The organism is Bifidobacterium miconis (genome assembly GCF_019331735.1).
In the GTDB taxonomy this organism is placed as follows: domain Bacteria; phylum Actinomycetota; class Actinomycetes; order Actinomycetales; family Bifidobacteriaceae; genus Bifidobacterium; species Bifidobacterium miconis.
In genome coordinates this window covers 124,072-139,520 of the sequence record NZ_JAHBBH010000003.1, presented here as the reverse complement: position 1 = coordinate 139,520, position 15,449 = coordinate 124,072, and the positions used below count along the sequence as shown (strand labels likewise).

Here is a 15,449-nt window from a genome sequence, read left to right as displayed (position 1 = left end):
TCTCATGAAGTTGAGAAAACTATTTGCCGGTCTCGCCGCCGCAGCCACCCTCCTCGGTGGTCTCGCCCTCGGCACAGTCCCCGCTAATGCGGCGGATGCCTTGAAATACCCTGATGTAGACGAAAATGGTGTGATTCAGAAGACCGCAACGTTTAAGTTCATTTCTGAATCCGCTGATCAGTGGGGGCCCAATAACAATCGTGTGATCAAGGCTTACAAGATTGCTGATTATGTACAGTATCTTGATAGTGATGATCCTTCTTCAGCTTTGTATGGCGTACAGACTCCTTCCAATGGTGTTGAGACTATTAAAGAAACGTTTGATTCTCTTGGACTTAAGGATGGAAACACCGAAGTAGTGGTTCCGGAGAACACAGATCCGATGGCGTGGATCCTGCAAAAGGGTTATCTCGATCGTTCCGTATTGCAACCTTGGACATATACTGATGAATCAGTTGAGAACAATCAGATTGATTCTTCTAAACCTTTAGTTGAGAGCACAAGTCGTAAATTCGCTGATGCGCTTGTTAAATATACTCCTTCAACGGCTACATCGCCTTTCGAAACATTCACTCTTACTATGGCTCCGAACAAGAGTGATATCTCTACTCGCTTGTTGACTAAGGTTGATGATACGGTCTATACCGCTGATTTGCCGGCTGGTATCTATTTGTTCCTTGATGAAACCGAACCTATCACGGGTTCTCAAGATTCATCTGATAAGAACTGGGAACAAAATGGAACCGTTAATGATGACACGACTAAGGGGCAGGTCATTGTTAATTCAGCTCCAATTCTTATTGCTTCCGGTCATCTGACTGTTGACGGTTCAAAGGAGAACCCAGTTAACGTTTTGGATCCATTTGGCAATCCGAAGGCTGATGCTTTTGGCCAGTATGGTGACAATACTGTCGCTTTCAAGAACCATGTGACTCCGATTACCAAGAGTGTAGATGATGCTGATAAGTCCGTGTCTACGGGGCAAGTTGTGCGGTATACATTGAAGAGCACTTTGCCGCTCACCACCGGTTATGATGTGAACTCCTATGTGTTTTCTCTGACTGATTATCCAGGTGCTGGCCAGACGGTGTATCTCGATGGCGGTGTAAAGGACGGTGCCGGTAATGAGGCCACCAATGGTACTGCAATGGATGTCAAGATCTACAATGTTGATGAGGACGGTAAGAAGACTGGTGACGCAATCAAGACACTTACCGCGTACGACGCTGGAAAGAAGACCGGAGATTACATCCTTACCACTTCTGACAAGGCTGCCGACAAAGGCATTGTTGGCGCTAACAAGGATGAGAATGGCAACTACACGGCATTCTTCAAACTTGATTTCTCCCCTCTGATTAAGTCTGCTGAATATAACCAGACGCCCTTGTGGGGCAAGCTGGTCGAAGTCACGTATGCGGCCAAGATCACATCGACCGAGTCTGATGTTCCGAACACGGTTGAAGTCAATGACAATAATGCCAAGGCTAACCACGGTACCAAGCTGACACTGGGCAAGTTCCAGTTCATTAAGACTGATGCTCAGGGTAAGAACAATGCTGACATCAACGGTGCGAGCTTCCAGATTGAGGCTGACCCTAATACGCCGAATAACACTGCAGTAACTCCGACGGCCACCCCTAGTAACGATGAGAACCACGACCATCTTAATGATCCGTATACCGGTGAGGGATATGATGTTTCGGATTCTCGCCCGGTTCGTATTCAGGATGATGGTACTGGAGACTCATTCCTAACTCAGGATGGTGTTGTCACGTTCAGCGGTTTGGCTGATGGTGTGTATATCGTTTGGGAAACGAAGGCTCCGCAAGGATTCCTTGGCGATAACTTCTATGTCAAATTCAAGGTCACTATTAAGGACGGCCATGCGGTGACATTCGAGGGTATCGATCAATGGGGCCTTGCTCCGAGTCTTGGTGATTGGCATGAAGGCTCCTCTATCGTGCATCCGGCTCCGGTCAATCCGAACGGCACTGAGTACAAGGTGAAGAATGTGCGCAATGTTACGCAGCTGCCGCTTACTGGTGGTGCTGGCATTGTTCTGTTCGGCGTGATCGGTGCTGTTCTTGCGGGTGGTGCGGTGCTGATGTTTGTGCGGTCCCGCAAGACCAAGATGGCGCTGATGATGGCGTGATGCTGGTGATGACGCAAGGCGCTTGGAACCGGGGATTTTGGTTCGCTGAGTGACGGCGTCTTGTGTTGGGGGAGAGGGTAAGTCCTTTGAAAATAAGGGCTTGCCCTCTTTCTCTCCCCTCAGGCAGCCTTTGGCTGGGTGGTGTGAATATCGAGGCTATGGGAATGTGACGTATGGGACGAACGGTGTTTACCGCGGAGGAAGTGCGGTATTTGGAATCGCTGCCGGTGGTGGCGAACGCCACTGCGGCGCGCATCACGTATACGCGCGCGTTCAAACGGGACTGCTTGCGCCGCTATCTCGACGGTGAGCATGCGGCGGACCTGTTCCGCGAAGCCGGGCTGAAACCGGAAATGATCGGTCGCAAGCGTATCGAACGCTGCCTCGCGCGGTGGAAGGCCGAACGCGACGCCATCCTCGACGACTCGACCGGCGACGCAACTGCATCCGTCGACGCGGCATCCTCAACGCCGTGCGCATCAGGCAACGACCTTGTCTGCACCGGCGACGTGCGCGACCGCATCATCGTGCAGCAAACGCACTACATCGACGCGCTTGAACAGGAGATCGCCGATTTGAGGCGGCGGTTGCAGGAGTAACGGAATCGCGCTATCGCGCGACGCTGTTTGTTGGCGGCGCGCTCGCGCCGCACGCTCCCTCAGTCTCGCCTTACGGCGAGCCAGCTCCCTCAGCCGAGGGAGCCGAGGCTGCCGCCAGTATCGTGATGCGTTGAACACTTGTCTGGGCGAACTTCTTGTAAACGAATGAGGACAGGGGAGTGGGGCGCCTGCCACAAACGGGCTGTGGCTGATACGATGGGAAGCACGAGCCGGAGCCGAAGGCGGTTCCGACGTAACTGGAAGGGGAAGAGGACATGCCCGGTCTCATCATCGCCGGCGTCGTGCTCGTCGTCGTCATTCTCATCCTGAGCGCGGCGATCTTCGTCGTACCGCAACAGCAGGCATACATCATCGAACGATTCGGCAAATTCCACAAAGTGCAGTTCGCCGGCATCCACCTGCGCATACCGCTCGTCGACCACATCGCCACCAAAACCAACATGCGCGTCTCGCAACTCAACGTGCAGCTCGAAACCAAAACGCTCGACAACGTGTTCGTGACCGTCGTCGCATCCACGCAGTTCCGCGTCAACGCCGAAAACGTCGCCACCGCATACTACGAGCTACGCGACCCGGCCGGTCAGCTGCGCTCCTACATGGAAGACGCGCTGCGCTCCGCCATCCCGGCGCTCTCCCTCGACGACGCGTTCGCCCGCAAGGACGACGTCGCGTTCGATGTGCAGAAAACCGTCGGCAACGAAATGGCGCGCTTCGGCTTCACCGTCGTCAAGACGCTGATCACCGCCATCGACCCGAGCCCGCAGGTCAAGAACGCGATGGACTCCATCAACGCCGCCCAGCGCGAAAAGGAAGCGACCCGCCAGCGTGCCGAAGCCCAGCGCATCCAGATCGAAACGCAGGCCGCCGCAGAAGCCGAGAAAACCCGCCTGCAGGGCGAAGGCCAGGCCAACTACCGCCGCGAAATCGCCAACGGCATCGTCGACCAGATCAAGAGCCTGCAGGCCGTCGGCATGAACATCAACGACGTCAACAACGTTGTCCTGTTCAACCAGTACCTCGACGTGATGCGCTCCCTGTCCGAATCGAAGAACGCGAAAACCGTCGTGCTGCCCAGCGCCACGCCCGGCGGCTACGAGACGCTCTACCGGCAGATCACCGAAGCGATGCTCACCGCCAACGAAACCAAGGGCGACGGCGATGCGCCCGCCGGCCTCGCCAAGTGACGTCCGAGTGGCGTCCATCGCACTGACATATCGCTCGACCATCGCCCGACGCGCCCTACAATGGGCCGTATGAGCGAGAAAGTCATCATCAACTGCCTGCCGCTGACCGACTCGGAGCGGCAGGCTTTTTCGTCGGCAACGGCCGGCACTGGCGTCGAACAGCACTTCGTCGGCAATCCTTTGCAACGCGGCACCATGAGCTGGCAGGCGAGCGTGCCGGACGAACTGCGCGACGTCGCGACCGCCGTCATCGGCAACATCTCGCCCGCCGACTGCGCGCAGCTGCCGCACCTCGAATGGCTGCAGACGTGGAGCGCCGGCGTCGACCGATACGTCGCGCCCGGCGTACTCGCCGACGGCGTACAGGTCACCAACGCGACCGGCGCGTACGGGCAGACCGTGTCCGAACATCTCTTCGCGATGATGTGGGCGCTCATGCGCAACCTGCCCATGTACGCCCGCCAGCAGACCGAACGCCGCTGGCACGATCTCGGCCGCGCGCTCACGCCGCATGGTGCGAACGTGCTCATCATCGGCACCGGCGACATCGGCTCGCATTTTGCGATCCTGTGCAAAGCGGTCGGCGCGCACACCATCGGCGTGCGACGCGACGCCAGCCGACTTGCCGACGGCATCGACGACATGCACGATTTCTCCGAACTCGACACGCTCCTGCCCGACGCGGACGTGATCGCGCTCGCCGTGCCCGCCGCGCCCGACACCACGCACCTGATCGACGGACGCCGGCTCACCATGCTCAAATCCACGGCCATCCTGCTCAACGCCGGCCGCGGCAACGCCATCGAACCGCGCGCGCTCGCCCGCGCCCTTGCCGAGGACCAACTGCACGGTGTCGGACTCGACGTGACCGAACCCGAACCGCTGCCCGCCGACAGTCCGCTGTGGGACGAACCGCATTGTCTGATTACGCCGCACGTCGCCGGCGGCAACCATCTGGCCGTCACCGAAGACCGCATCGTCGCGATCGCGCTTGACAACGTACGCCGATACGCGCACGGCGAGGCGCTCGCGAACCGGCGTAGGTAGTAGCGAACGATGGCTGCGTGACGAGTCGCGTGGACGGGGCGGATGAGGCGGACGGGCTGAAATGCGCCGCCCGCGTGACTCGCGGTTCGTGTGGACGGCAGCAGGATGAATGGAATGGATGATGACAGACGATACGGCGGACGTGATCCGCGTGCACGCTGTGGTGACCGGACTGGTGCAGGGCGTCGGATTCCGATACTGCACGGTCGATCAGGCACGACGGATCGGCTTGGGCGGCTGGGTGCGCAACCGGTTCGACGGGTCGGTCGAAGTCGAGGCGCAGGGGAGTCGCGCGGATGTGGCGCGGCTCCTGTCATGGCTCAAGGTCGGCCCGCAGTGGGCGCGCGTCGAACACGTCGACGTGCGCGAGATTCCGGCCGAACGCGGCGGGCGAGGCTCTGCGTTCCGCGTGCAGCCGGATCGGTAGTCCTTTTCGCGGAGGATTCTTTGATCATGCTTGCGGAGGGTGGTGAAAACAGGTGTGGGCATGGACGGTACATTACCGACTGTGATTCCCCGACTGTGGGCATAGATGGTACATTACCGACCGTGATTCGTGGGCATGAACGGTCTATTTACGTGACTGTGGGCATAGACCGACCATTACCAAGCCAAAATAGCTTCGTAATGGTCGGTCTATGCCCACAGTGCTGGAGATTATGTCCGGTTATGCCCACGATCTTTCCACGGTCGAACGCTTGGGAATCGGTGCTCGGAACATTCGCCCAAAACCGGATTCGATAAGAGCCGATTCTCTCCAAACTGCGGCCGTGTCTAGTCCCGTGTCTTGTACTCTGTCGGACTTAATGTGATGGGTTCTGACTACCCCTCAGTCACTGTGTGACAGCTCCCCTGACAAGGGGAGCTGAGAAAAAGGAATGCAGAGCCCGACAAAATACTAGTCTCAGCTGGCCAAAAACCCGGGGATGGCTTCGGCGGCGGCGTAGCCGGCACGGTACATGCGCTCGAGGCCCTCGAACGACTTGGACAGCGTCGACAGGCCGTACAGGCTGTCCGGTGCGAGAATCAGCACGCGGCCGTCCTGCTCGTACTCCTTGGCCAACGCCACCTCGTCGTTGTACGTCTGATAGCGGTTGAGCAGCCGCTCGGCCGCCTCCGGCCACGTGCGGCGCAGAATGCGCGCCGGCGCGATGTCCTTCTTCTGCTCGCGCGGCACGTCCTTCTGCCGCGTGAGAATCAGCACCACGCGATCATAGCCGTCGTCCAGCGCCTTCTGCACGGGCACCGGATCGGCGATGCCGCCGTCGTAATACGGTACGCCGTCGATCTCGTACGGCTCGCACGCCACCGGCACCGCGCTCGATGCCTTCATGATGTCGAAATCGTCGTAATGCACGTCCGACTTGTCAAAGTACTTGGTCGAACCGTCGCGCGCATCGCACGCGACCACGGTGAACCCGGTCGGATTCGCCTCGAACGCCTCGTAGTCGACCGGATACTCGCCGTCGTGGTTGCTCAGCGTGCCGTACACGTAGTCGAGATTCGCGAAGTTATGGTTCTTCACGAACGAGTCGAAGCTCGCGTACTCCTTGCGGAACGCGTACTCCGTGTAGAACTTGTGGTTGCGGCCGTGCTGGCGCGCGATGAACGACACCATGTTCGCGCTGCCCGCCGAAACGCCGTAGCAGTGGTCGAAGTCGATGCCGTCCTCCTGGCAGCGGTCCATGACGCCCGCGCCGAAGATCGCGCGGAATCCGCCGCCCACGTCGATCAGGGCCGTTTTGTGCCGTTCAGTCATATCATCCCCCAAACATTCGTTGTATGCAGTGCCAGCAGTGCCGATACTGCCGTATGCCGTGCGTTCGAGCTTACGTGCCCAGTCGGGACATTGTGTTCGTAGTTGGAATCACGCTACGCATGATACTGCGTTGCTGACGGCACTGTCGTGCCGTGACGCTCCCTCAGTCCGCTTCGCGGCCAGCTCCCTCAGCCGAGGGAGCCGAGGCTACCGCCAGCTTCAAGATTCCAACAGTTCGCGCGAGAGCGTCGCAATGCGCTCGCTCGGGTCGGAATTAGCGAGCTCAACGCAGCCATGAGCGTCCTCGGGCGCGAGCTTGCCGAGCGATTCGAGCACCACGCCCAAATGCCGCACCGTGCCCTCGTTCCCGTCGATGATCGCCGCGCGCTCCGGCAGCAGCTCGCGGAAATAGTCGCGGTAGAACACGAAATGCGTGCAGCCGAGCACCACCGAATCGATGCGATCCAGATCGTACTGGTCGAAATAACCGTGCAGTGTGCGCATCACCAGATCATGGTCGCCCAGACGGCCCGACTCGACGATCTCCACCAGATCCGGGCACGGCTCCTTGTAGATCTCGTTGTTCGAATCGAAACGGTCCATCAGCTTCGCGAACTTGCGCTCGCGCAGCGTGAGCGGCGTGGCGGCGACGATCACGCGCTGCGGAATGTGATGCGGGTCGGACGGCACGTCGCCACGGTCGCACGCGATCTTGAGCGCCGGCTCCATGCCGATGATTGGAATCTCGTACGCTTCGCGCAGATCGTTCACCGCGGCCGACGTGGCCGTGTTGCACGCGATCACCACCGCCTTCACGCCCTGTTTCACGAAATGTTCCACGATCGCGAAACTGAGCTCGCGCACCTGCTCCGGCGATTTCGTGCCGTACGGCGCGTTCGCCGAATCGCCGAAATACAGCACATGCTCGTTCGGCATGTCCCGCGCGATCTGCCGCGCCACGGAAATGCCACCCAATCCGGAATCAAACACGCCGATCGGTGCCGTCGAAGCCATAGCCGTCGTTCCTTTCCCACTCCCTGAAATCTCGATCGTTCACTAGCGTACTCCGGCGTGGCGCATCCCGTCGTGTATTCCGACACGGCGCGGTAGAGTGAACGGCATGAGCATTCCGCAAATCGTGTACAAGGCCCATGCCACGGGCAATGATTTCGTCGTCTACGCCGACCCGACCGGCTCGTACGAGCCCACGCCGGACGAGGTGCGTTTTCTGTGCGACCGCCACTTCGGCATCGGCGGCGACGGGCTGATCCGACTCGCCCACCCGCGCGACGTGTCCGATCTGTCCGCCGCGCAGGTCGCCGCGTGCGAGGCCGGGGGAGCGGACTGGTTCATGGACTATCGCAACGCCGACGGTTCGCTCGCCGAAATGTGCGGCAACGGCACGCGCGCGATCACCCTGTTCGCGCAGCGCGAGGGCCTCGCTGAACCGGTCGGCGGCGACCCGTTCCGTCTCGGCACGCGCGCCGGCGTGAAGATCCTGACCTCGCTCGGCGACGTGCAGCCGTTCGGCCGCGACGTGTTCCGCGTTGAAATGGGCGCGTGGAAGATCGGCGACGTCGACGCGTTCGCCGTGACGATTCCCGGCACGAGCGGATCCGCGCGCGGCACGTTCGTCGACATGGGCAATCCGCACGTCGTGGCCGTGATCAGCGACGCGTTCGCCACGCTGCCGCAGGTTGAGGATCTCGACCTGGTCACCAAGCCGGTCGTCGAGCCGGAACTCAAGTCCGATCAGAACGTCGAATTCGTGCGCATCGACGACATGGACGAGGCAGCCGATTGCGGCGAGGCGACGATGCGCGTCAACGAGCGCGGCTGTGGCGAAACGCTCTCGTGCGGCACCGGCCTGTGCGCGACGGGCGTCACGCTGCGCGCGAAAACCGGCATCAGCCACTGGGACATCACCGTGCGCGGCGGCACGCTGCGCGTCGACGTGAGCAACGCGGACGTCAAGCTCACCGGTTCGGCCACGATCGTCGGGCGTGTGGAGCTGCTGTAGTCCGCGGAAGGTATCAGCCTGCGGCCGATACCTTGTTGTTGACGGCACTGTCGTGTCGTGACGCTCCCTCAGTCAGCCTGAGGCTGACAGCTCCCTCAGCCGAGGGAGCCGCGGCTACCGCCAGCATCAGAGTGCGTTGAACGATCAGGCAAACGATCAGGCAAAGATGGCGGCGCCGTCCTTGATGAGGATGATCGCGATGATCGCGACGATCCACACGGCGTCGGCCATCAGGTCGTAGTTGAGACGGTAATACGTGCGCAGGGCCCGCGACCGGCCGGGCAGGCCCTGCACGGTGACGGTCGCGTGGCTCAATGCCATGAACTGGATGGTCGTGGAGAACATGAGTGCCAGGCACCACGGGCACAGCGCGTTGATCACGAACAGCGACTGCGTCGTGAGCCAATACGAGTAGAGGATCGCGGCGAGCCCGCCCAGCCACGTACAGGCGGCGAACCAACGCGGCACCCGCACGCGCGCCAGCCCGATTACGGCGACCGTGACGAACACGCTTTCGGCGGCGATGCCGAAGAACGCGTTCGGATAGCTCAGTCCGCCGAACTTGACGATTTCCGACTGCCACGACTGCGCGACGGTCGAGCAGGAGAGCACGCTGTTGATGTCGCAGTCGAGGATCGCGTTCGGCGTGCGCGCGAGTTTCAGCGTTTCCGCGCTCAGCACGAACGAGACGACGAGCGCGACCGCGGACGCGAGCAGCATGACCAGATACGTCCACGTCGCCGCGTGACGCCAGCCGCGCGGGGATTCGACGGCGTTCGCCGCGTCATTCGCGTCGATCGCTGCCTCCGGTTCCCTGTTGTCTGCGCTGTCGTGATTGCTCGTGCTCATTGGTTGCTCCCTTCGACCGGCGCGCGGATGCTCCAGTTTTCGCGTATGCTGTGCGGTTCGCGCAGGTCGCGCCCGATTCGGCCGCGGCGCTCGTGCGCACGTCCATTGTATGACAAGGTTGGCAGTGCGATTCCGCGGCATTCCGCGGCATTCCGCGGCCGACGGTATGTCTCAGCCCGCGCGCCGATTACGATGGTTGGTATGACTCGCGTTGACATTCCATCCGCACCGCCGCGCTCCGGCTGGGATCTGCACTGCCATACGGTGTTCTCCGACGGCACGGAGACGCCGGCCACGCTCGTCGCGCAGGCCAAGGCCCGCGGCCTTGCGGGAGTGGGCATTTCGGACCACGACACCACGTCCGGCTGGCCGAGCGCGCAGGAGGCGGCGCACACGGCCGGTCTTCCTCTGCTGCGCGGCACCGAAATCACCGCGGAGGACGAGCGCGTCTCCGTGCATATGCTCGCGTTCCAATACGATCCGCGCAACCGGCACATCTGTGAGCTGTTCGCGAACACGCGCGCCTCGCGGCTTAAGCGCGTGCGCCGCATGGTCGACTTGCTAGCGCAGGATTATCCGATCACGTGGGACAGCGTGCTCGAACAGGTCAAGGAGGGCGGCAAGACGACGATCGGCCGGCCGCACATCGCCGACGCGCTCGTGGCCGCCGGCGTGTACGGGACACGTTCCGAAGCGTTCGCCGATGTGGTGAGCACGTCCAGCAAGTATTACATTCCCACGCCGTCGCCCAGCACGCACGAGGTCGTCAGAGCGGTGGGGGAGGCCGGCGGCGTGACCGTGATCGCGCATCCGGGCGATCTGAGCCGCAACCGGCGGCTTTTGTCCGACGAACAGATCCTGCGGCTGGTCGACGAGGGTCTGGACGGTCTGGAAGTGTGGCATCGTGGCAACCCGCCCGAACAGCGCGAACGGCTGTTGGGGCTTGCCCGCCGGTGCGACCTGCTGGTGACCGGCGGCTCTGACTGGCATGGCAAGGGCAAGCCGAACGCGCTCGGCGAAAACCTCACCGACGAGGCCACCGTGGCCGAAATCGTCCGTCGCGGCGCCATCCCGCTCTGGCGGTGACTGTACGGTCGCATATGCGCCTGTACGCAGGTACGCAAAAGGCTGGCATCGAAGCCAGCCTTTTTACGTGAGTGAATTACGTGATTGAAATTCGGTACAAAACGCGGATCAGAGCGCGCCGAAGCCGACGGCGTGCTTGGTTTCCGAACCGACGATCGCGTAGCCGAGCGCGTCGGCCGGCACGATGATGCGACGGCCCTTGTCGTCGGTCAGCTCGATCGTCTGATGTTCGGCGACGGCCTTGCCGATCACCGCGTTCACCTCGTCGGCGGTCTGCTCGGTGCTGAACGTGACGGTGCGCGCCACGTTGCGGATGCCCAGTTCGATATCCATGAATGCTCCTTGCCTTGTATTCGGGGTTGTGTTCGGTTGTTCAGTTGCGCCCGGTGACGCCCGGTTGCCCGACGGCGCCCGGCCGTGCCCAATGATGTTCACCGGTGTTGAACGCGTCGCTGAGCGCGCTCAACGCATATGCGTCCATTTTGCCAGCAGTCCGGCAAAACGGACGGCCAGCTTGCGCACGTTACGCTTTCGGCGTGGTTTCGCCGGTGTCGTCGTTGTCGTATGGCGCATCGTCCGCCGCGCCGGCGATCGGATTGCCGCTGGCATGTCTGGCGTCGCCGGCGTCACCGCCGGCCGCCGAGGCGACCGCCGCGATCTGCGCGGAACCGGTCGGCGCGAACGAGACCGGCATGGTGACGCCGCTTGACGGATTCACGGGTTCGGCCGAAGCCGCCGTCTCGCCGCCGGGCGCGGCCGGGTGCATGCCGGTACGCGTCGCCAAGCCCATCTGGGCGTCGCGCATGGCCCGCTCCTCCTGTTCGAGCAGCGGGATGAGAATGGTCTGCGCGGCCGGATCGGCCTGCATCGTATAGTCGGTCGAATCGGCCGCCGACGGATACTCCGTATAGTTCGTCTGCGCCGGGTACTGCGCTTCCGGTACCTCCACCGGCTGACCGTCCGCGGCCTGTCCGTACTGCGCGGCGTATGCCGCCGGATACTGCGACGACGCCGTGTCGTCGGACGGCTGAGCGTACGGCTGTTGCGGCTGCTGATATGCCTGCGCCGGCATCTGCGCCGAAGCCTGCGCGGCGGCCGGCTGCACTCCACCCGTCTCGCCGGTCAGCTCTTCGGAGATGCTGTCCATCATCGCCTGCACCTCGGCGCGCGAGACGATGATCGTCGGCGACGTCGACGGACGGCCGTCCGCGGCGGGCGTCGACATCGGCGTGCGATCGGCCGTCTCGTCGGCCGCAGCGACCACGTCGGACGAACCGGTGCGGTCCATGTCGCCGGTCGAATCGGGGTCCGTGCCTTCGCCGGCACGCGGCATGCCCTGCGCGGACGGCGTGGCCTGCACGAACGCACGCGAGGGAACCGTGGTCTGCGCGGTGTCGTCGCGCGCGGCCGCGGCCGAGCCTGCGGACTGTCCGCCGTCGTTCGCCGCGGACTGGGGCGCGGACTGACGCGCGTCCTGCGCGGCGGCGCGGCGGCGCTCGCCCTCGTGCAGCAGCGTGCCGACGGTGATCGTCGACGGCGGCTTGGACTGGCCGTCGCCGGCCGCGGCCTGGCGCGCCGACGCGGCGGCGGACGCGGCCTTGGTGCGTTGCGTGACGATGCCGAGCTGATGCGCCAGACGGTCGACCTGCGCCTTGAACTGCATGATCTTCACGTTGTCCGCGCGGTTGATCGCCTGAATGAAATAGCCCACCTGCTCCATCTGCAGCCACAGGTTCGCGCGCAGCATGATCAGATCGTCCAGGCGCGCGCCCATCATGCGGCCGTATGCGGCGAGTACGGCGTTGCGGTGCTCCTCGTCCAGCTTGGCAAAGATCCACGCCAGATCGCGCGCCGGATCGTTCACCTGCATGTTCTGCCAGTTCGTGACCGCGGTGATCGTGGAACCCGAGTAGAGCACGTCGCCGTCGTCGAACCCGCCGTGCACGAAGCACGTGTTGAACGACCACAGTCCCTCCGTTCCGAGGATGCGCGCCCAGCTGTCGGTGATCTCCGGCGGAATGTGGCCGGCCGCCTTGAGTCGGCCGATCCATGCGGTCAGCTGCGCGCGGATCTGCGCGGTGACGAAGATCGGGTAGCCGGCCGACTGCACGCTCGACGGCGTCAGGCGATGGATCGCGCCGATCGCCGTGCCGATCGCGGCGCTGTCGTCGAACGTGAGCAGGTCAAGATTGCGCGCCTGGCCGTCGCGGTGCACGAGCACCATCACGGCCGTCTCTCCTGTCGGACCGTCCTTCTTCGTGCCCGGCTCGAACGCAAGCACGCGGTCCAGCGCAAACCCCAGGCCGCCCGGTTCGCGCGCCTCGGCCAGCGTGCGCGCGGCGCGCACCCGGCCCGCCAGACGCTTGCGGCCCGCATCGGTGTCGGATGCGAACACGTCGTACAGGCGGCCGGCGGCGTCCTGCACCACGGCATGATCGATGCCGGTTTCCTCGTCGGTGGCGCTGGTCTGGTCGTCGCCCCGCACTCCCGCGACGGCGATGTTGGGCATGGCGGCGGAGGTCAGGGCCGCCAGCATGAGCTTGCTACGTTCAGTCACAGTTCAACCCTAATACATGCGCCGCTCAAACCGTGTCGGAATGCGGTCTGACATGTCATTCTTCGACCCGCCGGCGGGCCTGCCGGCACGATGCCGGCACGTCGCCGGCACGATTGAGGCACGTCGATCGCCGGCCGCGCGTCCCGACTGATCGCCGCGCGCCTCTTCCGCCGCGACTGGCACAATGGGCGCATGGCAACATCGGCAGCATCGGCGGAACGCATCCTCGACGGACTCGACGAGGCGCAGCGGCGCGCGGCGACCACGCTGCACGGCCCCGTGCGCATCATCGCGGGCGCGGGCGCGGGCAAGACGCGCACCGTCACGCGCCGCATCGCCTACGCGTGCGCACGCGGCGAATGGGATCCGGCCGGCGTGCTCGCCGTCACGTTCTCCGTCAAGGCCGCCGCCGAAATGCGCACGCGCATCGCCGGACTCGGCGTCGGCGACGCGGTGACCGCCGCGACCTTCCACTCCGCCGCGCTCAGACAGGTGCGCTCCTCGTGGGAGGACATCTGCGACGCGCCCATGCCGCGCATCGCGGGCGAGCCCGGCGAACTGCAGCGCATCGTCGCGCAGGCCATGCAGCGCAGCCGCGACGGCATCGAAGTGGACGGCGTCGCCGTGCGCGACGTGCAGGCCGAAATCAACTGGTGCAAGATCTCGCTCGTCGCGCCCGACGACTACCTGCGCGTCACCGCCGCCACGCACCGCCAGCCGCCCGCCGGACTCGACCCGCAGCAATTCGCCGACGCATACGACTGCTATGAACAGGAAAAAACCGCGCACGGGCTCATCGACTTCGACGACATCCTGCTCATCGACTGCCACATCCTCGACGACTTCGACGAGATCGCCGCCGACATCCGCCGCAGCCTGCGCTGGATCACCGTCGACGAATATCAGGACGTCTCGCCCCTGCAGCACCGGCTGCTCACGCTGTGGCTGGGGGAGCGCAACCGCAATGTCTGCGTCGTCGGCGACCCTGCGCAGACCATCTACTCGTTCGCCGGGGCCAGCAGCTACGACCTGCTCGCCTTCCCCGACCAATTCGGCCCGCTCGCCGCCGACGTGAGCCTCAACACCGACTACCGGTCCACGCCGCAGGTCGTGCGCTACGCGAACCAGGTGCTTGCCAAATCGCCCGACCGCACCAACTATCTCAAGCTCGTCTCCGCGCGCGAAGCGGGCGCGCGCATCGAACGCACGCGGTACGTGAGCGACGAGGACGAGGCGAAGGGCGTGGCCTCGCGCATCATGCGGCTGGTTTCGCGCGGCGTCTCGCCGTCCGACTGCGCGATCCTGACCCGCATCAACGCGCAGCAGAACGTGTTCTGCGCTGCGTTGCGCGATGCCGGACTGCGGTATCGCGTGCGCCGCGACTCGGGTTGGGAGGGCACCGCGCTCGCCGACGAGCACGCCGTGGAACGGCAGGTGCTGATTGATGCGATGCAGGTGCGGGCGGATGAGGCGCGTGTTGCTGAGTCGCGTGCGGACGGGGTTCGTGCGGGCGGTGCGATGGTGAACGGTGCACGGGAGATTGCGGGCGTTGCCGTTGGCGCGGATACGGCGAATGCCGTGCGCGATGATGCCGCCGTTGCGGACGAGCCGTCGACCGGTGCGGATCGTGCCGCGGCCGCGCGGATCGCCGCGAGGACGGGCTCGGTGACGATTTCGACGATCCACGCGTCCAAGGGCCTGGAATTCAAGCACGTGTTCGTAATCGGCTGTTCGGAGGGGCTGATCCCGTTCGGCTCGCCGGACGCCGGCGACGAGCTGGAGGAGGAGCGCCGGCTCATGTACGTGGCCGTCACGCGAGCCGAAGACACGCTCCACCTGTCCTACGCCGTCACCAAAAACGGCGATATGGCCTCCCGGCCCCGCGTGCCCAGCCGGTTCGTGGCCTGACGGACGGCCGTGGAATCTTACGATCTCGTGGCTGCTTGCGGGTTGTGGGCATAGACCGACCATGTACCCGGTCGTTCATGGTCGTTCATGGGAACGTGGGCATAAACCAACCATGAAGAGGTGATTATTGGCCTGTACATGGTCGGTCTATGCCCACGATCGTCTATATGTCCCGCCTATGCCCACGAATCGGGGCTCATGATGTACCGCTTATGCCCACGATCACAGGGTGAGGGCGTCAACATGCGCGGAACCGGTTGCTTGGCG

Annotated in this window: 13 protein-coding genes; 8 read left to right on the top strand and 5 right to left on the bottom strand. The window is 63.2% G+C overall.

Annotation, left to right across the window (positions count from 1 at the left end):
• Positions 1–4 precede the first annotated feature (4 nt).
• The 5 genes from KIH79_RS02065 (at position 5) to KIH79_RS02045 (ending at position 5,430) form a co-directional block, all read left to right on the top strand.
• Positions 5–2,152, top strand: a complete 2,148-nt coding sequence (locus KIH79_RS02065) for a SpaA isopeptide-forming pilin-related protein (RefSeq protein WP_219057860.1) — start codon at positions 5–7, stop codon at positions 2,150–2,152.
• Positions 2,153–2,325: 173 nt separating this feature from the next.
• A complete protein-coding gene (locus tag KIH79_RS02060; RefSeq protein ID WP_219057859.1) occupies positions 2,326–2,751 on the top strand; it encodes a hypothetical protein in 426 nt (141 codons plus the stop codon).
• 275 nt (positions 2,752–3,026) lie between these two features.
• Positions 3,027–3,956 carry an SPFH domain-containing protein gene (locus tag KIH79_RS02055; RefSeq protein WP_219057858.1) on the top strand — a complete coding sequence of 310 codons (930 nt, stop codon included), beginning with the start codon at positions 3,027–3,029 and terminating at the stop codon, positions 3,954–3,956.
• Positions 3,957–4,025: 69 nt separating this feature from the next.
• Positions 4,026–5,003, top strand: a complete 978-nt coding sequence (locus tag KIH79_RS02050) for a D-2-hydroxyacid dehydrogenase (protein WP_420829339.1) — start codon at positions 4,026–4,028, stop codon at positions 5,001–5,003.
• 121 nt (positions 5,004–5,124) lie between these two features.
• Positions 5,125–5,430, top strand: coding sequence for an acylphosphatase (locus tag KIH79_RS02045; RefSeq protein WP_219057856.1), 306 nt, complete (start codon positions 5,125–5,127; stop codon positions 5,428–5,430).
• A gap of 477 nt (positions 5,431–5,907) precedes the next feature.
• Here KIH79_RS02045 and KIH79_RS02040 read toward each other — a convergent pair whose 3' ends face one another.
• Entirely contained in the window at positions 5,908–6,762 is an 855-nt protein-coding gene (locus tag KIH79_RS02040) for a patatin-like phospholipase family protein (RefSeq protein WP_219057855.1), read from the bottom strand.
• 219 nt (positions 6,763–6,981) lie between these two features.
• Positions 6,982–7,776 (bottom strand): glutamate racemase, encoded by a 795-nt coding sequence (murI, locus tag KIH79_RS02035; RefSeq protein WP_219057854.1) that lies wholly within the window; start codon positions 7,774–7,776, stop codon positions 6,982–6,984.
• Positions 7,777–7,882: 106 nt separating this feature from the next.
• On the opposite strand from murI, the gene dapF reads away from it, so the two are divergent.
• On the top strand, positions 7,883–8,782 hold the full coding sequence (gene dapF / locus KIH79_RS02030; RefSeq protein WP_219057853.1) for a diaminopimelate epimerase: 900 nt from the start codon (positions 7,883–7,885) through the stop codon (positions 8,780–8,782).
• A gap of 156 nt (positions 8,783–8,938) precedes the next feature.
• On the opposite strand, the gene KIH79_RS02025 is transcribed toward dapF, so the two are convergent.
• On the bottom strand, positions 8,939–9,631 hold the full coding sequence (locus KIH79_RS02025; protein ID WP_219057852.1) for a vitamin K epoxide reductase family protein: 693 nt from the start codon (positions 9,629–9,631) through the stop codon (positions 8,939–8,941).
• A 192-nt stretch (positions 9,632–9,823) separates the two neighbouring features.
• Between KIH79_RS02025 and KIH79_RS02020 the strand changes: the two genes are divergently transcribed.
• The gene (locus KIH79_RS02020) at positions 9,824–10,717 is read left to right on the top strand and encodes a PHP domain-containing protein (RefSeq protein WP_219057851.1); all 894 of its coding nucleotides are present in this window, start codon (positions 9,824–9,826) and stop codon (positions 10,715–10,717) included.
• Between the two features lie 108 nt (positions 10,718–10,825).
• Here the strand turns inward: KIH79_RS02020 and KIH79_RS02015 are convergent, their stop codons facing one another.
• Both KIH79_RS02015 and KIH79_RS13170 read right to left on the bottom strand, forming a co-directional pair.
• Positions 10,826–11,050, bottom strand: a complete 225-nt coding sequence (locus KIH79_RS02015) for a DUF3107 domain-containing protein (protein ID WP_219057850.1) — start codon at positions 11,048–11,050, stop codon at positions 10,826–10,828.
• 190 nt (positions 11,051–11,240) lie between these two features.
• Positions 11,241–13,253, bottom strand: a complete 2,013-nt coding sequence (locus KIH79_RS13170; RefSeq protein ID WP_420829341.1) for a phosphotransferase — start codon at positions 13,251–13,253, stop codon at positions 11,241–11,243.
• 213 nt (positions 13,254–13,466) lie between these two features.
• Here KIH79_RS13170 and KIH79_RS02005 point away from each other — a divergent pair, with 213 nt between their 5' ends.
• Positions 13,467–15,182 carry an ATP-dependent helicase gene (locus KIH79_RS02005; protein WP_236023532.1) on the top strand — a complete coding sequence of 572 codons (1,716 nt, stop codon included), beginning with the start codon at positions 13,467–13,469 and terminating at the stop codon, positions 15,180–15,182.
• The last annotated feature ends 267 nt before the right edge of the window (positions 15,183–15,449 follow it).